We start from the raw sequence: 21,290 nt of genomic DNA on the forward strand, positions 1-21,290 counted from the left end.
CCTTAAAGCGTGCCGATCGCCTCGGCGTCGCTGACCCGGACCTTGCCCGACATCAGCAGCGGAAGCATGGCGTCGCGGAACGCGGCCAAACGCATGCACTCGGCACGGCGCGTGTGACACAGCGCACCAAGGCCGGTTATGGTCCGTGACGCCGCGGGGGTCAAACACCGGACATCTCGGACCCGCACATCGAGCAGGTCACGCGGCTGGATCCGCTGATGGCTACCCGAGGTTCCGGCGGCCCGTTGCTGCAGCCCCTCTAGAACATCCCGTTGGCGCAGCGCCGACCACAGCGCCGACGTGTCGACATCGATCGGCTTCAGCACGACGAACTCCGTGCTGGCCAAAGCCATTTGCGACGGCAGACTCACCACGTTCCAGATTCGCGGGATTCTGGGATTCAGCTTGGCGAACAAGACGCACGGCTCCGACAAGAGAAACTTGCCGCTCTTCACGAATTCCGCGGCGACAAGCTGCGGTTTCGCACCGTCGTCGAACGCCGGAAGGCTGAAGTGGGCGACCGCGTCTTCGAACTCCCCGGGGCTGAGAAACGCCTTCGACCTGCCGGCGAGGCTGGACAGTGGCGCGCGATCGGAGACCGACTCCACGATGGCAGCCATCAAACTCTCGGCGGTCTCGATAACCCGTTCGTTGGCGGCAATTTTGTCGTCGAGGGCGCCGAGCAACTCGGAAATCCGCCCGCGTTGCGGCGCTGCGACCGTCCAGACCGGGACGTCACGAAGAATTCTCTGATTGAGTAGGGGCTGGCCCGATCCGGCTCGGTGTTCGTTGAGTCCGCAGCTTCGCAGCGCGTAATACCAATATCGCGTCTCTTCAGGGTTCTTCGCGCGGCATACCAGCGCATTGTCGGTAACCCAAACGTCGGAAGCGCAATAGCGCACGCTGCCGCAATATGATCCAACGCGACCGAGCACGATCAGCGGACCGCTGGAATTGTGTTGATCCGCAAAGCCGATGGCTCCGTTGGATCCGTAGACGGGGACGCGCCCGTTTGGCTTTCGGGCCGGTGGCGTCGTTCCGTTGCTGAAGTCGAGGTGGTCACCCAGTTTGGCCTTCACCGCAGGCGCTGCATTTGGTCTCGCACACGCTTCTCCAACCGCGCTGATTCGTCGAGCGCCGCCAGCAGGTCTTCCCTCAACCGCGCGATCTTCTGGTCGACGGGCTCCCCGTCGTCCCCGGAGGCGGGCGCCCCCACGTAGCGTCCCGGCGTGAGCGCGTAGCCGGCGGCCCTGATGTCGTCCAGCGACGCGGATTTGCAGAATCCCGGAACATCCTGATAAGTAAGGCCTTTCGCGGCTGCCGACGCAGAACCGGACCATGCGTGATAGGTGTCACCGACGCGGACGACCTCCTCGCCGGTCAGTGCGCGTTCGGCGCGATCCACCAGATAGCCGAGCCCGCGGGCGTCGATGAACAGCACCTGCCCGGACCGATCGACCTTGTTCAGGGCAAAAAACCACAGGCACACCGGAATGCCGGTGCTGCGAAACAGCTGCGCCGGGAGCGCGACCATGCACGACACCAGGTCCGCCTCGACGATCCGGGCGCGAATGTCGCCTTCCCCACCCACATTCGACGACATCGAGCCGTTCGCCATTACCACGCCGGCCTTGCCACCCGGGGCCAGCTTGGACAGGATGTGCTGGATCCAGGCGTAGTTCGCGTTGGTGGCGGGCGGAACGCCGAAGCGCCAGCGCGGGTCTCGTTCGTCGCGAGCCCAATCCTTGATGTTGAACGGCGGATTGGCCATCACGTAGTCCATCTGCACGTCGGCGTGCCGGTCGTCGACGAACGTGTCGCCCCATCGCGCGCCCAGGCCCGTGTCGTCGATGCCGTGGACGGCGAGGTTCATCTTGGCCATCCGCCAGGTCTGCTCGACGCTCTCCTGGCCGTAGATACGGATGTCCCTGGGATCGCCGTCGTGTTCGGCGATGAAATGCTCGGTCTGCACGAACATTCCGCCCGAGCCGCAGCACGGGTCGTAGACCCGCCCGCTCGACGGCTCGAGGACCTCGACGATCACCCGCACGACGCTTGGCGGGGTGAAGAATTCGCCGCCGCGCCTTCCTTCGGCGCGGGCGAAATTGCCCAGGAAGTACTCGTACACCTCGCCCATCAGGTCCCGCGCGCGATGGCCGCCCTGCCGGCTGAATCGCGCGCCGCCGAGCAGGTGCACCAGCTCACCGAGCCGGCGCTGGTCGAGGCTCTCGTATAGCCGCGGCAGCGTTCCGGCCAGCGTGGGGTTCGCCGTCATCAGGGCGCCCATCGCCTCGTCGATGAGCCGGCCGATGTTGGCGGCGGTTGCATTGTCCGCCAGGAACTTCCAGCGTGCACTCGGCGGCACCGCGAAGGTGCGCTCGTCGTGGGTGTCCGAGACGTACTTGAGGAATACCAGCCCGAGGATGACGTCCTTGTACTGGCCGGCCGAAAGGGACCCGCGCAGCTTTTCGGCGGCCTTCCACAGGGTGGCCTCGAGTTCCTTCTTCGTCGACGGGGCCATCAGCTGGCCCGCTTGCCGGCCGCGCGCAACTCCCCGGCCAAATCGCCCCGGCCGGACACGCTGAACCCATCCAGGCCCAGCCACGACGCCATCGACTCGAGCTCGCGGGCCAGCGTCGCGGCAACACGCGCTCGTGGCACGTCCGGCTCACCGAACGCGCCCACGACATGCAACGCTTTGGTAGCCCGGTCGGCCTTGAGGTCGACCCGGCCCACCAGGTGGCCGTCCATCAACAGGGGCCACACGTAATAGCCGTATTGGCGCTTGGCGGCCGGTGTGTAGATCTCGATGCGGTAGTGAAAGTTGAACAGCCGCTCGACCCGCGGCCGGAAGAAGATCAACGGGTCGAACGGACACAACAGCGCGGTGCCGCGGTCGCGGCGCGGCACCGTCCGGCCCTCCCGCAGATACGCCGGCGCGGACCAGCCGTCGACGTCGACCCGCTCGATCTCCCCGGTGGCCAGCAGGCCGGCGATAGCGGGTTTGACCTGCTGGGCCGACAGCCGAAAGTAGTCGCGGACATCCGCCACGCTGCCGACGCCCAGCGCGGTGACCGCCCGCAGCGTGAGCTCGCGGACGGCCTCGTCGTCGTCGACCTCGCGGGCCAGCACGCTCGCCGGCAGAACTTTCTCGACGAGGTCGTAGTGGCGAGCGAAGCCCACCCGGGTGGCCGTGGTGAGCACACCGGAGGCGAACAGCGCCTCGGCGACCCACTTGGTGTCACTGCGGGTCCACCAGGTTCCCTGCTTCCTGCGCGGCTCGGCGGCCAGATGCGCCTCGATCTGCCCGGCGGTGCTGGGCCCGAGCTCCGCGACGGCGGCGACGATATCCTCGGCGAGCCGCGGATTGGCCTTGACGATGTGAGTACCCCAGCGGCCATGCAGGCACTGTTCCAGGTCGTAGTGACGAGCGAAACCCACCCGGGTGGGTTTGGTGAGCACGCCGGAAAGACACACTCAACGATCCGAACTAAAATCCAAACACTTACCCTCCTGACGGACCACGGGGCATCACCGAACCCCCGATGGGGGGGCCGTAGCCACCCTCTCCCGGCTTGTCCCGTTGTGGCTTGCGTGAGCCGGGCGGGATGGGCGGGATGAACACCGGCATCGGCATACTTCCCTCGATGGCTGTTGCCATCGGCGCGGTCTGCGCAATCAGGCGAACGGCGCTGGACGGGGCAGACAATCCACCCAAAGGGACGCTCTGGCCAAAAGAAGCGGTGATCGGCCCCCTGATAGGTGCCCCGGCCCCGGACCCTGCACCCGCTCCCGCTCCTGCACCTGCGGGATTGGGAGCGAACCCCACGGCCAAACCGCTGATGTCGCCGTATCCCGCCGCAAGATTGCGTGATGTGGGAATCAGGGTGTCTGGAAACTGACCGGGTACGTAGTCATGACCAGCGGCGAACGCCACGCCGATGGTTTGGGGGGCCTGTATCAATCCGCCGGTCGCGTTCTGCAGGTAGCCGTTGACGGCCTGGATGAACGGGTTGCTGAAGAAGCTGTTCTGGGCCGGGGTAGCCGCTTGTACGGCAGCCTGGGTTCCCACCCCTGCCGGGTTGGTGGTCTGCGGCGGGGGGGTGAACGGTTCTAGGGTCATGGTCTGCAGGCTGGTGGCGTTGTAGCCCAGCAAGGCGGCGGTGTTCCCGGCCCACATCTGCATGTATTGCGCCTCGGTGGCCGCGATGGCCGGGGCGTTGATCCCGAAGAAGTTGGTGGCGATCAGGTGGGCCAGCTGCATGCGGTTGGCGGCAACTACGGAGGGGTGCACCACGGCCAGTTCGGTGGCGGCGAATGAGCTGGCCATGGTGGTAGCTGCCATCGACATCTGTTCAGCTGTCCCGGCGGTAGCGTGCATCCACGCCAGGTAGGGCTGTACCGACGCGATCATGGCCGTCGCCGACGGTCCCGTCCAGGGGATGCCCGCCACGGTGCTGGCGTACTGCGCGGCCGTCTGTTCCAGATCGGTCGCCAGCTGGCGCCAGGCATTGGCTGCGGCAAGCAGAGACCCGGCACCCGGTCCCGAATGAATCAGTGCTGAAGTGATCTCCGGGGGAGCACCGAAATCCATCAACTATGCCGCCATCGCCACCCTGGCTCGATTGATGATCCGCTGGACGATGAACGGGACAAACGGGCCATATTGCGAGTGTGGCGCTGTTTGCCTTGGGGGCGGCAAAGGACACGCCGTTGAAGATCGCATGACAAAGCGCAATCGTGTTGGACAGCGGGTACTCGACTCCTGCGCGATGCCCTTGGCGATCGCCAACAATCCGCAGCAGCGGTTGTCGCGTGCGGACCCTTTACCCAGTTCAGGAAGGGCTTCGGAACTTCGCTATGCGTTGGCGACACCTCAGGCTTGTACGCGAGAGGGCCGAAAAAGAACGGCAGCGCGGGACGCTCAGTTTGAAAAGAAGCGGTCGGCCCTGCCTGCTCGCCGGGGCCATCTTCATGCAGGACCATGTTCATCCATGACCAGGCGATGCGGGCCATCCCAGGATCTGCGTCCTTAACGGCCAGCGACGGTGCCTCACGTGATGCATCACCTAGCGTCAGGCCCTCGGTGTCAATCTGTCGTGGGCCTGGTTAGGAACACCAGACCGAACTTGCCGATAGGATCTCGTCGCCGCTGGCCAGCACCGCCGACTGCACCGGTTTACGGTTGAGATAGGTCCCGTTGAGGCTGCCGAGGTCGACTACCCGGAATTCGCCGTTTTCCTTTCGGAACTCGGCGTGCTGACGGCTGACGGTGACGTCGTCGAGGAAGATGTCGCAACCGGGATGACGGCCCGCCGACGTCACGGCCTGGTCGAGCAGGAACCGCGTTCCGGCGTTGGGGCCGCGCTTCACGACAATCAGCGCCGAGCCGTTCGACAACCCTTCGACTCCCCACACCTCCGCCTCAGCGGCGGCAGCAGCCGAAGCGTCGAGTTCGCCTAGCAAATCCTCGCGGAAAACGGGGGTAGTTTCCGTGATGACGTCGTCAGACGTCTGGTCGTTGTCCTTTTGGCTCACGTGCTGTTCCCTGTCGGCCAGTTCTGACGGTATGGCATGAACTTCAGTTTTCTGACGTGACCCTACTACTCGGACGTTACCGGCGGACTAGCTCTGTGGTCGCGTTTGACCAAGTCAGCGCTAGTTTCGGGGTTGGCGCAATGTGCGTTCTAGAAGAAAGTGCCCATGGGTGTACTGGCGCATCCGCCAGCGCAGCAGCGGCCAGTCGTCGACGGCCATCAGCGCGGCCTCGTGCGCCCAATACTCGACCAGCAGCCGCGACGAACGGGGACCCCAGGCGGCGCGGTCCAGAACGTCGCGATCGTAGGGGCCGAGCCGGCTGAACACCGGCGCGTAGTGGGCACGCACCGCCACCGACACCGAATCCAGTTGCAGCACTTGGATGCGGGATATCAGCCGACGCAGGTGCGAGCGGGTGATCTTGCCTGACAGCCGCGGCTCGTTAAATCCTTGGGCCGCAACGGCTATCCGCCGGGCTTGCGCGGCGGTCAGCCTAGGGGGCCGAATGGACACGGCGCTGAGAATACCGTCCTTTCGGCTACCCCCAGCGGCAAGACTTACCCCGTGCTGACTTTCTGCTTCACCGGCATCACCCCGTTGGCCTCCGGGCTCGCCTCCCGCGGACTCTTTTGTTCCTGGTATGCCGACTCAAGAGCGGCCGGAACCGTTTCCAGGTCGCGGTATAGGCCCATCAGCTGCTCCAGGATCTTGATCCGTTGCTGACTCGCCTCGTCCACGGCTCGCCGGGCCTCCTGACGATCCCGATCGGTCCTCTGCTTTGCGTCGGCGAGGAGCTGCTCACGCGCCTGCTGGGCGTCAGCGCGCAGGCTGGCCAGTTCGGCCTCGAGCTTTTCCTTGGTTTCCTGATGGTCGGCTTCCAGGACCTTTTGCTGCGCGGCCAGGTCCGCCAGCAGCTCTTCGCCCTTTCGCTGCGTGGCCTCGGCCGACGCGATCAGCGCCTCTGCCTCGGCCCGTGCCTCGGCCTGCATCTCGGCAACCTCGTCGACCGCACGCCGCAGCATCTTCGCCAGGCGTAGTTGCATCGCGTGGGGCGAGGGTGAGGTGTCCGTGAGGACGGCGACCTCCTTCCGCAGCGCGGCTGCCTCATCGCCGGATTTGCTCAGCCGGGCCCTCAGGCTCTCAACGTCGTCGAGCAGCAACTGCTGCTTGGTGGTCAACATCTCGATGTGGGCATCAACCGCCGCCGGGTCGTAGCCCCTGAACATGCGAGAGAACGTCTTTGCGGGTTCGGTTATCAACTGCCAATTCCCCCCATTTCTGAAAATGTCTGGCGCACCCGGTGAGACCACCCCCGAGTCGAGTATGTCAGGTCATGCCGCTGGCGCGGACATGAGCGCTCACGGCCTACGGTAGCTGTGAAACCGGTACCGCAGCCCCGTCCGGCTGACCTGCCACTCGCCCGTCACACCCAGCCACGTCGCGTCGAGAACCGGGGCGAGCGAGTCGTCATCGTCGCGCCGCAGGTCGATGTCGACCTCGGTGACCTCGCACCGGGAGGCCAGCGGCAGCGCGAGCAGATAGATTTGCTCGCCGCCGATCACCCACGTCTCGGGTTCGGTCTCGGAAAGGGAAAAAGCCTGTTCGAGCGAATCGACCACCTCGGCACCGTCAGCGATGAAGTCAGTCTGACGGGACAGTACGACATTTCGGCGGCCCGGCAGTGGCCGAACGGTGGCCGGCAACGATTCCCAGGTCCGCCGGCCCATCACCACCGTGTGCCCCACAGTCACCTGCTTGAAGCGGGCCAGGTCTTCGGGCACCCGCCACGGGATGTCGCCGCCCCGGCCGATGACACCGGATGTCGACTGAGCCCAGACCAGGCCCACCTCCGTCATCCGCGCCACTCCTTGATCCCGGTTACGCCGGCATCATCGTCGTCGGCGCGCGTCATACAGCGACTGGGGCTTTGATCGCCGGGTGCGGAGCGTAATTCTTCACCACGACGTCGTCGTAGGTGTAGTCGAAGATCGAATCCCTATGGGCCAGAAAGAGTTCCGGGTAGGGCCGCGGTTCGCGGCTGAGCTGCAGGCGCACCTGTTCGACGTGGTTGTCGTAGATGTGGCAGTCGCCGCCGGTCCAGACAAACTCACCGACGTCCAGGCCCGCCTGGGCGGCCATCATGTGGGTGAGCAGGGCGTAACTGGCGATGTTGAACGGCACACCCAGAAACAGGTCGGCGCTGCGCTGATAAAGCTGACAGCTCAGCTTCCCGTCGGCCACATAGAACTGGAAGAACGCGTGACACGGCGGCAGCGCCATCTGTGGGATTTCGCCGACGTTCCAAGCGGACACGATAATCCGCCGCGAGTTCGGATCGCTGCGCAGCAAATCCAGTGCGGCGCTGATCTGGTCGATGTGCTCACCCGACGGTGTCGGCCAGGACCGCCACTGCACACCGTAGATCGGACCGAGATCGCCTGTGTCGCTTGCCCACTCGTCCCAGATGGTGACCCCGTGCTCGTGCAGCCAGGCGACGTTGGAGTCACCGCGCAAAAACCACAGCAACTCGTACACGACCGATTTGAGATGCACCTTCTTGGTGGTGAGCAGCGGAAAGCCGGCCGACAGGTCGTAGCGCAACTGCTGGCCGAACAGGCTGCGGGTCCCGGTGCCGGTGCGGTCGGATTTGGCCGCGCCCTGCGCGAGTACCAGGCGCAGCAGATCCTCGTAGGGCGTCGGGATCGGCACGCGGTCAGCTTACGTCGAGGCGCGTGGAGTACAACGGAGCCATGCCGAAAATCGCCGACAGCGTCACCACTCCCGACGGCTCCTGCCCCGTCCGCCTGTTCACCCCCGAAGGGTCCGGCCCCTGGCCCGGCGTGGTCATGTACCCCGATGCCGGCGGGGTGCGTGACACCTTCGACCAAATGGCCGCCAAGCTGGCCGGATTCGGCTACGCGGTGCTGCTTCCAGATGTGTACTACCGCAACGGCGACTGGGCCCCGTTCGACATGGCCACCGCGTTCACCGACGAACAAGAACGCAGGCGCCTGTTTTCGATGATCGGCAGCATCACCCCGGACAAGATGGCCGACGACGCCGGTGCCTTCTTCGATTACCTGGCCGCTCGCCCCGAGGTGTCCGGGAAGCGATTCGGTGTGTGCGGCTATTGCATGGGCGGTCGGACCTCGGTGGTGGTGGCGGGCCGGGTGCCGGAGCGCGTCGCCGCCGCCGCGTCCTTCCACGGCGGCGGCCTGGTGACCGACACCGCGGACAGCCCGCACCTGCTGGCCGACCGGATGAGCGCGACGGTGTATGTGGGCGGCGCCGAAAACGACGCGTCATTCACGGCCGATCACGCCGAACAGCTCGACAAGGCGCTGACGGCGGCCGGCGTCGCGCACACCATCGAGTGGTATTCGGCGGCCCACGGGTTTGCGGTCCCGGACAATCCGCCCTACGACGTCGCCGCCGACGAGCGGCATTGGAAGGCGATGACGGAGCTCTTCGGTTCGGCGCTGCCGCACTGAGGCGGCGCCGGCCGGGTCAAGTGCTGCACACCGAGGCCGCGGCCCTTCTCGGCTGACCGCGTCCAGCAGCAGGGTCGCGGCCACCTTCGCTCCGTCGGTGCGGATCACGCCGGCCACCTCACCCGCTCGTGCTCGGGTCTCGGGGCTAAGGGTCGTCTTGAGCGGGCGTACAGGGTCTCAACGGTCGCGGTCCGACCGTCGTATGCGGTGCCGATGCCCAGGTCGGCCACCCGGCCGGCCCAGTACAGCTGGTCCGCCCCCTGGGGTACCACCACCTGAGGCGCGCCGGCCGGGCGGCCGTCGTCGTGGTGCCCGCGCCGCCGTGGTGCACCACGGCGGCCACCCGGCCGAACAGCGCCTGGTGGTTGACCTCGCCGAGGGCAAAGCAGTCGTCGCGATCGTCGATCGGGGCCAGGCCGGCCCAGCCGTGGGAGAAAAGCGCGCGGCGGCCCTGCGCGCGGATTGCCTCGATGGCCATCCGGGCCATGTCCGTCGAGGCGTGCAGCGGCATGCTGCCGAAGCCCACGTACACCGGTGGTGTGCCGGCATCCAGGAACGCCTCCAACTCGGCCGGCAACGGGCGCTCGTCCGGCAGGAGCCACGCGCCGGTCTGGACTACGGCGAGGTCGGCCGGCTCCGGCCACGGGCCCAGGGTCGGGTCCGCCGCCAGCCACGGCTGATCGGTCAAGGCGTAGTCGCGGACGTCGTCCAGCGGTGGCAGGCCGATCGACGCCCGGTGGCCGTTGAGGGTCGCGCCGAACACCCCGTTCATGTTCTGGGCGTCGCGGTTCCACAGCACCCGGTTGTCGATCATGAAGGGCAGCCAGCCCGAATAAGCTGTCGGCGGGTGGTGCGGCGATGGCAGGTGGGTCGGGTGGTAGCTCGCGTATACGTAGTGGATGCCTAGTTTTTCGGCCGCCGACCGCGCGCCGGCCGCGATAGCCGGCATACCGGTCGCCACCAGCGCGTCACATCCCTCGGCCGTCGCGGCGACCGTGTCGAACTGGGCGGCGATCAACTCGTCGAAGTGCCGGCGCAGGTCCGCCTCCGACGGCGGCGTCGTCGCGGTCAGCATCGTGCGCACCGGCGGGCCGAATGAAACCAGCGGTACGCCGAAACCGGCCAATCGCTCGGCGAACTCCTCATCCGGCGGCGCACGCCCGCACCTGGGCGCCGAGTGCCTGCAACTGCACCGCGAGCCCCAGTAGCGGTTCGACACCGCCGCGCGAATCGTATGTCGACAACAAGACACGCATTCGCGACTCCGATTCCGGGATTGTGGCCTCGGCATGCAATCGTGGCGGCGGACCAACCGCGGTGTCAAAGGAAGGCAGGCAATTTGTCGGGTACCCGCATTGACTGCCGCCCGAGGTAGCGCGGCCTGGACGGCGCAGTTGCTGGCACAGCGCGGTGACGATGCCGAGTTCGTTGCGGGTGTCCGGCGCAGCGGCCTACCTGATGAGGAACGGGCTGGCTAACCGTTCACGATTTTGATCGAAGCCATCGCCTCCGATTGGTCCATGCTCTCAGCGGTTCGCGTGGCAGAAAAATTTGCTGCGATGGGCCAGCCACTCGTGCCACCCAGAAAAGATCGGCCAGACAGCTAATAACCAGTGCCAGGAAAGGCTAGTGCAGAGACTTTGCAGGACAGTACAACCTCATTGTGCACGTGATCAATAGCTAATATCGCTAACGAACAATGGACGAACCGTCGAACTTACCGTACATTTGCTGCAGCGCGTTTAGACAAGAGCGAGCTCACCGCATCGGGGCACAGTGCCAGTTCGAGGCCAGTTCATGCCAGTTCGACGATGGGGGGATCCCGCGATTAGGCAACGTCCCACAGCCGCTGGCGGTCAACCGGTTGAGCGCCGACGTCCGAGGCCGGCTGACCAATTGCCCATCGACGAATTGCAGCAGATGCCGGCACTGGTCGTTCTGGAGCGGCTACCGGCTCCGGCCCTGGCGGTTGATCGGGTTGGAATCATCCTGTTCGCAAATGACTCGTTCTGCGACATGGTGGGTTACCCGGCAGATCAGCTCCTGTCGACGAATTTCGAAGAAATCTTCCAAACCGTGCCGGCCGACGACCGCTGGGTCACGCTGGTTGGCACGGGTGCTGCGCAGCTCGTTGAGCTGCGGCACCGATACGGCTATTCCGTGTGGGCCAGCATGAGCAAGTCGGCCATGCGACGCTATGACGACACCGTCGCGCTGGTCACCTTCCACGACCGCACCGAAGAGCTCTGGCTCAATAACGCTGAACAACGCTGAATAACAAGGCCGCAGACCACGCTTAGTTCGGGGGCAGGTTTATCAACTCGGCCAATCGGGCGCGGTGACGATAGGCGGTGCCGAGGGCCAATTGGTCGCTCTTGGCCCGCTTGAGGTACAGATGGGCCGGATACTCCCAGGTCATTCCGATGCCGCCGTGTAGTTGCACGCACTCCTCGGCGGCGTGCACGGCGATCCCGCTGCAGTAGGCCTGCGCGATGGCCGCCGCGGTGGCCGCGTCTTCATCGCCGCGGGCGCACGTGTCGGCGGCGTACCGCGCGACCGCGGTCGCCGCGCCGACCTCAAACCACAGATCCGCCAACCGGTGCTTGATCGCCTGGTAGGAGCCGATCGTGCGGCCGAACTGCTTGCGCTGCTTGGCATAAGCCAGCGTGGTTTCGAAACACCACTGGGCCACCCCGAGTTGCTCGGACGCCAGCAGGGCCGCCCCCGTTTGGAGGGCTTCGGCAACGGCGCCGGCCGCGGGCCCGACCCATGATGACGCCGCCCCCGAGAACCGCACGTTGGCAAGGGGTCTCGTCATGTCCAGCGCCAGCAGCGGCGACACCTCGACACCGTCCGTGGAGCGGGCCACGGTGTGCAGTTCGGGTCCGTCCGGGCCAGCGACCGGAACCACCAGGACGTCGGCTTCGGCGGCGCCTGCCACGCTGCCGACCAGTCCGGTCAGCCCGCGCGCGCCAGTGCTCACCCCCGTCACCGGATCGGCCGGCGCGGTGGACAGCGGCACCACCAGCGCCGCGGTGCGCTCACCCTGCGCGAGCGCGGACACCGTCTCGGTGTCTCCGGCGCGCAATAGCGCGACCGTGGCCAGGACGGCGCTTGATAGGAACGGCACCGGCGCGACGGCCCGGCCGATCTCCTCCATGACGACCGCGGCCTCGCGGGCACCCGCGCCGGCACCGCCGAGCGACTCGGGCACCAGCAATCCGGCCACTCCCAGCTCCGCGGCCAGCCTCTGCCAGATTCCCGAAAAGTCTTGTGGTACTGGGTCGTAGGCTCGAACCACCGATTCGGGCGGGCACCGGTCGGCGAACAACTGGCGAACGCTGTCGCGCAACGCCTCCTCGGTGTCGGAGTACAGCAAGTCGGCGGCGCTCATCGGGCCAGGTCCTTCCAGGCGACGTCCTTGTCGACGCGGTGTTCGCCCGGCAGACCGAGAATCCGCTCGGAAATGGTGTTGCGCAGGATCTCCGAGGTGCCACCCTCAATGGAGTTGCCGCGTGCCCGCAGGTAGCGGTACCCGGGCTCGCGACCGACCAGGTCGACGACTTCTGTTCTGCGCATGGTCCAGTCGTCGTAGTGCAGTCCCGCTTCGCCGTGCAGCTCGATCTCGAATCCCGAGATCGCCTGCGCCACGCGGGCGAAAGCCACCTTCATGCCGGCGCCTTCCGGTCCGGGCTGACCCGCGACAGCCTGCTGCCGCAGCCGCTCCCCGGCCAGCCGAAGTACCTCTGCATCAACCCACAGCCGCATCAGCTCGTCGTGCATTGCGGGATCGCGCAGTGCCGGCTCGTTTCGCCATGCCGCGGTGACCTTGCCGATGTGGCCGCCTTCGCGCGGAGCGCGGGAGCCTGCCCCGATCGCTACGCGCTCGTTGTTGAGCGTGGTGGTCGCGACGCGCCAGCCGCCGCCTTCGGGGCCGAGCCGATTCGCATCCGGCACCCGCACGTCGGTGAGAAAGACTTCGTTGAACTCCGCCTCACCGGTGATCTGGCGCAGTGGCCGGACCTCGACACCGGGTTGGGTCATGTCGCACAGGAAGTAGGTCAGGCCAAAATGTTTGGGCACCGTCGGGTCCGTACGTGCGACGAGGATGGCCATGTGCGCGTGCTGCGCCTGCGACGTCCACACCTTCTGCCCGTTGACGATCCAGTCGTCACCGTCGCGGACCGCTCGCGTGGCCGCCGCGGCCAGATCTGATCCGGCACCGGGCTCGCTGAATAACTGGCAGTAGATCTGCGCACCAGTGAATAACGGGCGCAGGAACTTTCGCTTCTGTTCATCGGTTCCGAACGCCGCGATCGTCGGTGCCGCCATGCCCATGCCGATGTAGTTCTTCACAGTGCCGCCCACCGGCGCGCCCGCGGCGGCCAGCTTGGCGTTCACCCGATCCTGAGCGGTCCGCGGCAAGTCCAGCCCACCGAATCCGACCGGCAGGTGCACCCAGGCCAGGCCGGCGTCGAACTGCGCGCCGAGGAAATCTTGCGGTTCGCTGGTAGCCGGATCGTGCTCGTCTAACAGCGCCTGCACCCGCGCGTCCAGGTCATCGTGAGCGCTGCTCATTGTCTGCCTCCTGGTTGCATCTGGAACCCCTGCGCGGGGCCGAGCAGCAGACCGCCGTCGATCACCATCGTCTCGCCGGTGATCCAGCTCGCCGCATCCGAGACCAAAAAGGCGACCGCGCCGGCCACATCGACCGGCTCGCCGATGCGCCCGAGCGCTATGGTCGACGCCAACGGGTCCTCGTGGTCTTTCCACAGCGCCTCAGCCAGCCTGGTGCGAACCACGCCGGGACAAACCGCATTGACCCGGATACGCGGGGAAAGTTCCAGCGCCAGTTGCTTGGTGACGTGGATCAGCGCCGCCTTGGTGGCGTTGTACATGCCCATGGCCGGCGACTGGTGCATGCCGCCGATGGAGGCGGTGTTGACGATCGCACCGCCATGCTCGCCCATCCATGACTTGACGACCAATGAGGTCCACAGCAGCGGCGCCCACAGGTTGACGTCGAAGATCTTGGCGAAGCGGGCGTGATCTTGCTCGATCAGCGCGCCGTAGGCCGGATTGGTTCCCGCGTTGTTGACCAGGATGTTCACGCTGCCGAAGCGCTCCAGCGTGAGGTCCACACAGCGCCGCGCGGCGTCCTCGTCGACGGCGTGAGCGCCGACGCCCAGGGCCGTGTCACCGACTTGCGCGGCGGCTTGCTCCGCCGCCTCCTGCTTGCGGGCGGTGAGCACCACATTGGCGCCCGCCGCCGCCAGCTGCTGCGAGATCGCCAGCCCGATTCCACGCGAGGCGCCGGTGATAATCGCGGTGCGACCGGTCAGATCCAGTGAGGTCATCTTGGTGTGCCTTCTGTTGCGTTGTGGCCCGGATACCGCCTGCTGAGAGCGTCGATTGCAACCAATCTTCCGTGCGATGTTTTGTACACGTGTAGGCGTGGTATGCGACAACGCATGTTAGCGAAATTAACCCTCATGAAACCACTGGTGGTGGCCGGGGCTGTCGCTGCGGCGATCGCCGCCGCACCGACGGCCACCGCTGCTGCCTTCGCGGCTGGACCAGCGATGACGGGCCCGTCGCCGACGCACGTCGTCTTCAAGGACGACCCGGGCGGCGGTGGCTGCGACGCGAACGGTAACTGCGGTTCCGGCGGCCAGAACGGCGGCCCTGGCGGCGGTCCGGGCGGGCAGGGCTGCATCCCGGGCGTCGGTTGCGGATCCGGCGGCCAGTTCGCGGGCCCCGGCGGCCTGCCGGGCGGCACCGGATGCCTGCCGGGCGTCGGTTGCGGATCCGGCCACGGGTAACGGTTCGACCCTCAGCCTCCCGGGAGCCTGGTAATCCAGGCCCGGGAGTCTGCGGGATCGATGACGTCGTCCAGTTCGAACGTGGTGGCTGAGCGCAGCGCCTTCCCGTGCTGGTAGGCCGCCGCCACGAGGCGATCAAACAGGTCCTGACGTTCGACCGGATCGGCCACGGCGGCAAGCTCTTTGCTGAAGCCGAGCCGGACGGCTCCCTCCAGGCCCATACCGCCGATTTCTCCGGTCGGCCAGGCCACGGTGAACTGCGGCGCGCGGAAAGAGCCGCCCGCCATCGCCATGGCGCCAAGCCCATAGCCCTTGCGCAGGATGATCATTCCGAGCGGCACCGTCAACCGTGCGCCCAGGACGAACATCCGGCCGAAGCGGCGGACCGCGGCCTCTTTTTCCGCATCCGGCCCGACCATGAACCCCGGGGTGTCGCAGAGCGAGACCACCGGCAACCGAAAAGACTCGCACAGGGTGAGGAAATCGCCGGCCTTGTCGGCGGCCTCGGCATCGATCGCGCCGCCGAGATGGTGAGTGCTGTTGGCCAGCAACCCGTATGCCACACCCTCGACACGAACCAGTGCGGTGACGATCCCGACGCCGTAGTCGGGACGCAGCTCCAGCATTGAGCCGACATCGACGATCGACTCGATCGCCCGGTGCACGTCATACGCGCGTAACCGGTTCTCCGGCACCACATGTCGAGCGAGCCGCGGATCCGGTGCCTCCCAGTCGTGGACGCTGCCCTGAAAGTACGACAGATACTGTTTGGCCAGTGACACCGCGTGGGCCTCATCGCGGGCGACCACGCTCACCACGCCGTTGTGCCGCTGCACGTCGATCGGGCCGATGGCCTCCGGCTGGTACACCCCCAGTCCGCCGCCCTCGATCATCGCCGGCCCCCCCATCCCGATGTTGGCGTCCGGGGTCGCGATGATCACGTCGCACACGCCGGCCAGCGCGGCATTGCCGGCAAAGCAACGACCGGACACGATTGACACCAGCGGTACCTGGCCGTGCAGGCCGGCCAGCATCCGGAAGGTCGGCACGTCCAGCCCGGCGGCGCCGCCGACGTCGGTGTCCCCGGGCCGGCCACCGCCACCCTCGGCAAACAGCACCACTGGCAGCCGCTTTCGGGCGGCCAAATCGAAGATACGGTCAGTTTTGGCATGGTTGCGCATCCCCTGCGTTCCGGCCAGCACGGTGTAGTCGTAGGACACCACGACCGCCTCGGCCGCCGCCCGCCCGAAACGGTCCGCGCCGATCGTGGCCCGGCCGGCGATCAGACCGTCGGCCGGGGTGTTGGCGATCAGGTCGGATTCCGAGCGCCGGCTGCGCTGCGCCGCAATGGCCAGCGCGCCATACTCGACGAAGCTGTCGGCATCGACCAAATCGGCGATGTTCTCCCTCGCGGTGCGGCGACCTTGGCTGTGCCGCCTGGCAACGGGGGCCTGGCGACCCTCGTCGAGGGTGAGTAAGTGCCGGCCGCGCACCTCGTCGAGGTCGGCGCGCGGCCGGTCGAGATCTACCGCGGCCACCAACGATTCGCCATCGGCGCCGGCCGCGGCACGAGTGAAGACCAGCAACGGGTCACCGGTTCCGACGACCTGGCCGGGCGTCACCAGGCTCCGGACCGTTCGCAGCGCGTCCGGCGCGACGAGCACGTGCTGCATCTTCATCGCCTCGAGGACGACCAGTTGGCCGCCGGCACCGAACTCAACGCCTTCGGCCGCCACCTCGACCACGGTGCCGGCCAATTGCGCGCGCAGCACTTCCTCGCCCGGATAGAGTTCGACCGGTGCGACACGGATGTCGTGCTGGTGCGACAACGCTGCCGCGGCCAAGTTGGGAAGCTTCTCGTCGAGAAAGCCAGTCGTTACCCAGCCCGACTGAAGCTGACCGTCGGACAGCAGCTCTCGCAGAAATCCGATGTTCGTGCGAACGCCCTCGACGCTGAATTCACCCAGGGCGGCCCTGGCCTTGCGCACCGCCGCCCCTAGCGACGATCCATGCACATGTGTGATCACCTTGGCCAGCAGTGAGTCGTACTGCGGGCTCGCGACCAGCCCTGGCCGGCCATAGGTGTCGACGCGTACCCCCGGACCACTTGGCGGCGAAAACACCGTCAAGGTGCCCGCCGCGGGAACGACAGACCCGTCGGTGGCAATAGTCTCCATGTTGACGCGGGCCTCAATCGCAATGCCTCGTCGCGCGGCCGGCTCGCCGATGACTTCGCTTCCATCCGAGGCGATTCCGGCCGGGAGCCCGAGCTGGTAGTACGACGCACCCCCGGCGATGGCCAGCTGGACGGCCACCAGGTCCACCCCGGTGGTCTCTTCGGTGACCGTGTGCTCCACCTGGATGCGCGGATTGACCTCGAGGAAAACGAAATTCTCACCGGTGACCAGGAATTCGACGGTGGCCAGGCCACGCAGGCCGACCCTGGCGCACAGCCGGGCCGCGGCCTGGTGTAGGCTTCGGCGCAAGTTATCCGAAAGTTCTTGGGCGGGAGCGATTTCGACGAGCTTCTGATAGCGCCTCTGGATGCTGCAGTCACGATCGCCGAGGGCCAGCGCGTGCGTCTGATGCCCGGCCGGTGCGCCCACGACCTGCACCTCGATGTGCCGTGCGGCGTCGAGCAGCGCCTCGGCGAACAGCGCCGGATCGCCGAAGCCGAGTTGAGCCTCCGCGGCGCATTGCTGGTGGGCGCCGTCGATCTGATCGGCGCTGTGCACTTTTCGCATTCCCCGGCCGCCACCGCCCGCGAGCGCCTTGATCATGATGCCGCCGTCCTGGGCTGCGAAAAACGCCTTCATGTCAGCGGGACTGCTCGGCCCTGCGGTGGCGGGCAGCACCGGAACCCCGGCGGCAACAGCGGCCGCACGGGCCGAGGACTTGTTCCCGATCATCTCGAGCACGTCGGCGTCCGGCCCCACGAACGTGTACCCGGCCGCCGCGCACGCGCGGGCGAATTCGGCTTTCTCGCTGAGGAACCCATAGCCCGGATGAATCAGCCCGGCGCCGGACGTCTTGGCCGCCGCCAGCATCGCCGGCTGATCCAGGTAGGCTTTCGGGCCGGCGCCGGGCAGGCCGATCGCTTCGTCGGCCGCATGCACGTGGGGGCTGTCGGCATCGTCGTCCGCGTAGACCGCGACCGTTTGGATGCCCAGTTCTGTAGCAGTGCGGATGATTCGAAGCGCGATCTCGCCGCGGTTGGCGATCAACAGGGTCGGGCTCATCGGAGCGGGTCACCCCACCGCACCTGCTCACGTAGCTTGCCCTTGAGCAATTTGCCGCCGGCATTGCGCGGCAGCGCGCTGTCTACCACCGTGACGTATTGCGGAACCTTGAAGTCGGCCAACTGCCCGCGGCAGTGTTCGAGCACCGCCGGCACGTCGATCCGCTGCTGGCCGCCGAAAAGGACGGCGCCGACTTTTTCTCCCATGACTTCGTCGGGAACGGCCAGCACGCAGGCGTCCGCGACATCGGGCGCCCCCAGCAGCACAGCTTCCACCTCGACGCTGGAAACATTCTCGCCACCCCGGTTGATGATGTCCTTGAGCCGATCGACGATGTGCACCCGACCGGCGTCGTCGACGCGGACCACGTCCCCTGTGTGCAACCAGCCGCCCACGATCGTGGCCGAGGTGGCCTCCGGCCGATTCCAGTATCCGGCGGTCACATTCGCTCCGCGCGCGACCAGCTCGCCCACCACGGGATCGGCACCGAAGGGTATTATGCCGAGATCCACCGAGGGGACCGCATATCCAACCGAGTCGGCGTGCTCGACGGCATCCCGGTCGGGAAGCACGGTCATCAGCGAGGCGGTCTCGGTCATGCCATAACCGTTGAACACCGTGGCTTGGGCAAACGAATCCTTGACCGTGCGCACCAACGACGGGGCGATCGGTGCGCCGCCATAGCCTACCCAGTGGATGCCGGATACGTCCGCCCCGGCAAAATCCTTGTGCCGCAGCATTAACGAGTAAATTGCGGGAACGGTTACCATCACCGAGATGCGCTCGGCGGTCAGCGTGGCGATCAGCTCATCGACGTTGAGTGCGGGCATGATCACCGCTGCTCCCCCGAGACGGGTCGCCGCCAAAAGCTGCGAGTTGCAACCGGTCACGTGGAACAGCGGCACCGAGATGAGGGTGCGCATTCCCTCGCCGAGATCCCTTGGCTGGTCGAGACACCGAAGCGCGTTTTCGGTGTTGGTCAGGAAAGCCTCGTGGGTGGTCGGCACCCCCTTGGGATGGCCGGTGGTGCCCGAGGTGTAGAACAGCGCGGCTATGTCTGCACGGTCGAGTTGCTCGCTGACATACGGCTGTCCGTCGGGCAGAGGTGTGTCTGCGGCCAGATCCACGTGGGCCCCGGCGTCGGACAGCACGAAGTCGACCTCCGGTTGCGCCGATCGCGTATTGACCGCCACCGCAACGCCACCGGCCATCACGGTACCCCAGAACGCCAGCACCCAGTTGATCCCCGCGGGGTAGCGCAGGGCGACGCGGTCGCCCGGTGTCAGGCCGGCCGCGCGCAGCCCGCCGGCCACCCGCGACGCCCGGTCCCACAGCTGCCGGTAGGTCAGTCGGTCGGCGCCTCGTGCTGCGATTTCAACCACGGCTTCGGTCCTTGGGCGGCTATCGACCTGCTCGGCGAGCATGTCCAGCAACGTGGCCGGCAACTCGTCGTAGCGCGGCACGCCGTTGGCGTCGCGGGACACACCCGTGATCGGGAACGGGTTATGGTCGCGCGGAATTTCGATCACAGGAGGCATGCCCGGTCCTTACCATCCGGTGTCCTATCGTGATAGCGGTGACGATCGAGGATTCCGCCATCATGCCCGAGGCGTTCTTCACTGTCGACGGCGACTCCTACCTGCCCGGCGTGCTGACGCAGGGACCGTGGGGCGCGGCGATGGGCGGCCAGATCGTCGGGGGCCTGTTGGCTTGGGGGATAGAGCAATCGGGTATCGATCCTGCCCTTCAGCCGGCCCGCCTGACAGTCGATCTGTTGCGTCCGGCTCTGCTGGAGCCGGTGCAGATTCAGACTTCGGTGCAGCGGGAAGGTCGGCGCATCAAGCTGGTCGACGGCACATTGGTGCAGAACGGAAACACTGTCGCGCGGGCCAGTGCGCTGTTCCTGCGCCGAGGCGACCACCCTCACGGGGAGGTGTGGTCCTCCACGGTGGAGATGCCGTCGCTTCCGACGGACTCAGACGGTATCCCCGCGGACGTGCCATTTCTCATTTGGGGCTATGGAGCCACAGTCGGAGGCAGTCCCGGTATCGCCGCGGGAGAGTGGGAGCAGTCTCACTCACAGAAGTTCGCCTGGGCGCGGCTGTTTCGCCCAATGGTGCAGGGCCACCCTCTCACGCCGTTTACTCGCCTGGCATTCGTCGGTGACATTACGAGCTCGCTCACCCATTGGGGCACTGGCGGATTGCGCTACATCAACGCCGACTACACCGTCACCGCGAGCCGCCTGCACGACGGTGAGTACCTCGGGCTCGCAGCCCAAAGCCACTACGGCACAGCCGGTGTGGCCACCGGCTCCGCGACGCTGTTCGACCGGCACGGTCCGTTCGGCACCAGCTCGGCGCTGGCCCTGGCCCAACCCGCCGACGCGTTCAACCCGGCCTTTAGCTAGACAGCCATTCGTCGAGCAGCCCGCCGCGTGGTCTTGCCTGAGCTCCCAAACCGCTTCGGTCTGTGCGCCTAGCGTCCAGGGTGCTTCTCAGGATTTAGCGGCGCCAGCGTTTCCGTTGTCCGGGCCGGGTCGATGCGGTAGTCCCGGGAGCGAGACAGACAGACCCGCCCCGATTCCCCGATGAATCTCGTCTTTCAGAACCGGGCTGCCGGCTGGAGCCGTCTCTCGGCAGCTACTACAGCTCAGGGCGCCGAACGGGTTCGTACCGGCGCTGGCCGGGTTCGGGTCGGCACTGGCCGGTGCCGCTATCCCGACACTGGCGCCGAGGACGATGGCTGCGCTGACCAGTATTTTGTTGATCGACATTGCGACCTCTCCCTTCATTGTGCCCGGGCCCCTTTGACCCAGGTCTGTGGCACCGACAACGGGCCAAGCGAGACTGCCCCGGCAGGCCCTACTGACTGAAGGGCCATCCGGTTCAGGACCAGGAATGCGAAACCGGCCCCGGCGCTGGCCACCATCGGTGGTAGCAGCAAGAGACACAGGTCCTGCCATGCGAATCCGGTGAGTCGAACGCCGGCCAGCAGCAGCGCAGCGTTGAAGGCGAGCGTGCCGATCAGGTAGACCGTGTGCCTGGTCAAAGCCCGCGGGTACACCGCACCGGCGTGCGCCTCGACGTTGGTCCGTGAAAGGGTGGTCGTCTTCACGGATTCAGACTCGCGTCCCGAGCCCCATTGCGTCGTTAGTGCTGACATCCGTTCTCTTGACAGGGCTGACCTGACTGCGGCAA

The 21,290-nt window shown here is 66.6% G+C and carries 17 protein-coding genes and 3 pseudogenes; 4 read left to right on the top strand and 16 right to left on the bottom strand.

Annotated features, from left to right (window positions below; genetic code table 11):
- Positions 1–2: 2 nt before the first annotated feature.
- The 9 genes and pseudogenes from ACLP4W_RS04365 to ACLP4W_RS04405 all read right to left on the bottom strand — a co-directional run bounded on the left by ACLP4W_RS04365 (position 3) and on the right by ACLP4W_RS04405 (position 8,247).
- Positions 3–1,079 carry a restriction endonuclease subunit S gene (locus ACLP4W_RS04365; RefSeq protein WP_442384476.1) on the bottom strand — a complete coding sequence of 359 codons (1,077 nt, stop codon included), beginning with the start codon at positions 1,077–1,079 and terminating at the stop codon, positions 3–5.
- Positions 1,076–2,521 (bottom strand): type I restriction-modification system subunit M, encoded by a 1,446-nt coding sequence (locus ACLP4W_RS04370; protein WP_442384478.1) that lies wholly within the window; start codon positions 2,519–2,521, stop codon positions 1,076–1,078. The genes ACLP4W_RS04365 and ACLP4W_RS04370 overlap by 4 nt, the downstream gene beginning before the upstream one ends.
- Positions 2,521–3,417: pseudogene (locus ACLP4W_RS04375) on the bottom strand (winged helix-turn-helix domain-containing protein); the annotation flags it as partial. The gene ACLP4W_RS04370 and the pseudogene ACLP4W_RS04375, both read right to left, overlap by 1 nt.
- A gap of 88 nt (positions 3,418–3,505) precedes the next feature.
- On the bottom strand, positions 3,506–4,594 hold the full coding sequence (locus ACLP4W_RS04380; protein WP_442384480.1) for a PPE family protein: 1,089 nt from the start codon (positions 4,592–4,594) through the stop codon (positions 3,506–3,508).
- 515 nt (positions 4,595–5,109) lie between these two features.
- Positions 5,110–5,538, bottom strand: coding sequence for an FHA domain-containing protein (locus ACLP4W_RS04385; protein WP_442384482.1), 429 nt, complete (start codon positions 5,536–5,538; stop codon positions 5,110–5,112).
- Between the two features lie 126 nt (positions 5,539–5,664).
- A pseudogene (locus ACLP4W_RS04390) lies at positions 5,665–6,045 on the bottom strand (DNA glycosylase AlkZ-like family protein); the annotation flags it as partial.
- A 50-nt stretch (positions 6,046–6,095) separates the two neighbouring features.
- The gene (locus tag ACLP4W_RS04395) at positions 6,096–6,797 is read right to left on the bottom strand and encodes a cell division protein DivIVA (RefSeq protein WP_442384484.1); all 702 of its coding nucleotides are present in this window, start codon (positions 6,795–6,797) and stop codon (positions 6,096–6,098) included.
- A 99-nt stretch (positions 6,798–6,896) separates the two neighbouring features.
- Positions 6,897–7,394 carry a dihydrofolate reductase gene (locus tag ACLP4W_RS04400; protein WP_442384485.1) on the bottom strand — a complete coding sequence of 166 codons (498 nt, stop codon included), beginning with the start codon at positions 7,392–7,394 and terminating at the stop codon, positions 6,897–6,899.
- A gap of 52 nt (positions 7,395–7,446) precedes the next feature.
- The gene (locus ACLP4W_RS04405) at positions 7,447–8,247 is read right to left on the bottom strand and encodes a thymidylate synthase (protein ID WP_442384487.1); all 801 of its coding nucleotides are present in this window, start codon (positions 8,245–8,247) and stop codon (positions 7,447–7,449) included.
- Between the two features lie 41 nt (positions 8,248–8,288).
- Here ACLP4W_RS04405 and ACLP4W_RS04410 point away from each other — a divergent pair, with 41 nt between their 5' ends.
- Positions 8,289–9,029, top strand: a complete 741-nt coding sequence (locus ACLP4W_RS04410; RefSeq protein ID WP_442384489.1) for a dienelactone hydrolase family protein — start codon at positions 8,289–8,291, stop codon at positions 9,027–9,029.
- Between the two features lie 39 nt (positions 9,030–9,068).
- Here the strand turns inward: ACLP4W_RS04410 and ACLP4W_RS04415 are convergent.
- Positions 9,069–10,285: pseudogene (locus tag ACLP4W_RS04415) on the bottom strand (glycosyltransferase); the annotation flags it as partial.
- Positions 10,286–10,925: 640 nt separating this feature from the next.
- On the opposite strand from ACLP4W_RS04415, the gene ACLP4W_RS04420 reads away from it, so the two are divergent.
- A complete protein-coding gene (locus tag ACLP4W_RS04420; protein ID WP_442384491.1) occupies positions 10,926–11,303 on the top strand; it encodes a PAS domain-containing protein in 378 nt (125 codons plus the stop codon).
- Between the two features lie 22 nt (positions 11,304–11,325).
- Here the strand turns inward: ACLP4W_RS04420 and ACLP4W_RS04425 are convergent, their stop codons facing one another.
- From ACLP4W_RS04425 to ACLP4W_RS04435, 3 genes are read right to left on the bottom strand one after another with little or no spacing between them, the layout of a single operon-like run.
- On the bottom strand, positions 11,326–12,423 hold the full coding sequence (locus tag ACLP4W_RS04425) for an acyl-CoA dehydrogenase family protein (RefSeq protein WP_442384493.1): 1,098 nt from the start codon (positions 12,421–12,423) through the stop codon (positions 11,326–11,328).
- The gene (locus tag ACLP4W_RS04430) at positions 12,420–13,607 is read right to left on the bottom strand and encodes an acyl-CoA dehydrogenase family protein (protein WP_442384495.1); all 1,188 of its coding nucleotides are present in this window, start codon (positions 13,605–13,607) and stop codon (positions 12,420–12,422) included. The genes ACLP4W_RS04425 and ACLP4W_RS04430 overlap by 4 nt, the downstream gene beginning before the upstream one ends.
- Positions 13,604–14,386 (bottom strand): SDR family oxidoreductase, encoded by a 783-nt coding sequence (locus tag ACLP4W_RS04435; protein WP_442384497.1) that lies wholly within the window; start codon positions 14,384–14,386, stop codon positions 13,604–13,606. Before ACLP4W_RS04435 ends, ACLP4W_RS04430 begins: the two co-directional genes overlap by 4 nt.
- Positions 14,387–14,521: 135 nt before the next feature.
- Here ACLP4W_RS04435 and ACLP4W_RS04440 point away from each other — a divergent pair, with 135 nt between their 5' ends.
- The gene (locus ACLP4W_RS04440; protein ID WP_442384499.1) at positions 14,522–14,851 is read left to right on the top strand and encodes a PE-PGRS family protein; all 330 of its coding nucleotides are present in this window, start codon (positions 14,522–14,524) and stop codon (positions 14,849–14,851) included.
- A gap of 11 nt (positions 14,852–14,862) precedes the next feature.
- On the opposite strand, the gene ACLP4W_RS04445 is transcribed toward ACLP4W_RS04440, so the two are convergent.
- Positions 14,863–18,090, bottom strand: a complete 3,228-nt coding sequence (locus ACLP4W_RS04445) for a carboxyl transferase domain-containing protein (RefSeq protein ID WP_442384501.1) — start codon at positions 18,088–18,090, stop codon at positions 14,863–14,865.
- Positions 18,087–19,628 (bottom strand): class I adenylate-forming enzyme family protein, encoded by a 1,542-nt coding sequence (locus ACLP4W_RS04450; RefSeq protein WP_442384503.1) that lies wholly within the window; start codon positions 19,626–19,628, stop codon positions 18,087–18,089. The genes ACLP4W_RS04445 and ACLP4W_RS04450 overlap by 4 nt, the downstream gene beginning before the upstream one ends.
- Before the next feature lie 38 nt (positions 19,629–19,666).
- On the opposite strand from ACLP4W_RS04450, the gene ACLP4W_RS04455 reads away from it, so the two are divergent.
- Positions 19,667–20,500, top strand: a complete 834-nt coding sequence (locus tag ACLP4W_RS04455; protein ID WP_442384505.1) for a thioesterase family protein — start codon at positions 19,667–19,669, stop codon at positions 20,498–20,500.
- Positions 20,501–20,880: 380 nt separating this feature from the next.
- Here ACLP4W_RS04455 and ACLP4W_RS04460 read toward each other — a convergent pair whose 3' ends face one another.
- Positions 20,881–21,207 (bottom strand): hypothetical protein, encoded by a 327-nt coding sequence (locus tag ACLP4W_RS04460; protein WP_442384507.1) that lies wholly within the window; start codon positions 21,205–21,207, stop codon positions 20,881–20,883.
- Between the last annotated feature and the right edge of the window lie 83 nt (positions 21,208–21,290).

The organism is Mycobacterium sp. (assembly GCF_052145595.1).
Taxonomy (GTDB): Bacteria; Actinomycetota; Actinomycetes; order Mycobacteriales; family Mycobacteriaceae; genus Mycobacterium.

Coding starts and splice junctions, on each gene's coding strand:
- ACLP4W_RS04400 (WP_442384485.1), bottom strand. CDS start 7,394: ATGACGGAGGTGGGCCTGGTCTGGGCTCAGTCGACATCCGGTGTCATC.
- ACLP4W_RS04370 (WP_442384478.1), bottom strand. CDS start 2,521: ATGGCCCCGTCGACGAAGAAGGAACTCGAGGCCACCCTGTGGAAGGCC.
- ACLP4W_RS04380 (WP_442384480.1), bottom strand. CDS start 4,594: ATGGATTTCGGTGCTCCCCCGGAGATCACTTCAGCACTGATTCATTCG.
- ACLP4W_RS04445 (WP_442384501.1), bottom strand. CDS start 18,090: ATGAGCCCGACCCTGTTGATCGCCAACCGCGGCGAGATCGCGCTTCGA.
- ACLP4W_RS04440 (WP_442384499.1), top strand. CDS start 14,522: ATGAAACCACTGGTGGTGGCCGGGGCTGTCGCTGCGGCGATCGCCGCC.
- ACLP4W_RS04425 (WP_442384493.1), bottom strand. CDS start 12,423: ATGAGCGCCGCCGACTTGCTGTACTCCGACACCGAGGAGGCGTTGCGC.
- ACLP4W_RS04450 (WP_442384503.1), bottom strand. CDS start 19,628: ATGCCTCCTGTGATCGAAATTCCGCGCGACCATAACCCGTTCCCGATC.
- ACLP4W_RS04410 (WP_442384489.1), top strand. CDS start 8,289: ATGCCGAAAATCGCCGACAGCGTCACCACTCCCGACGGCTCCTGCCCC.
- ACLP4W_RS04435 (WP_442384497.1), bottom strand. CDS start 14,386: ATGACCTCACTGGATCTGACCGGTCGCACCGCGATTATCACCGGCGCC.
- ACLP4W_RS04430 (WP_442384495.1), bottom strand. CDS start 13,607: ATGAGCAGCGCTCACGATGACCTGGACGCGCGGGTGCAGGCGCTGTTA.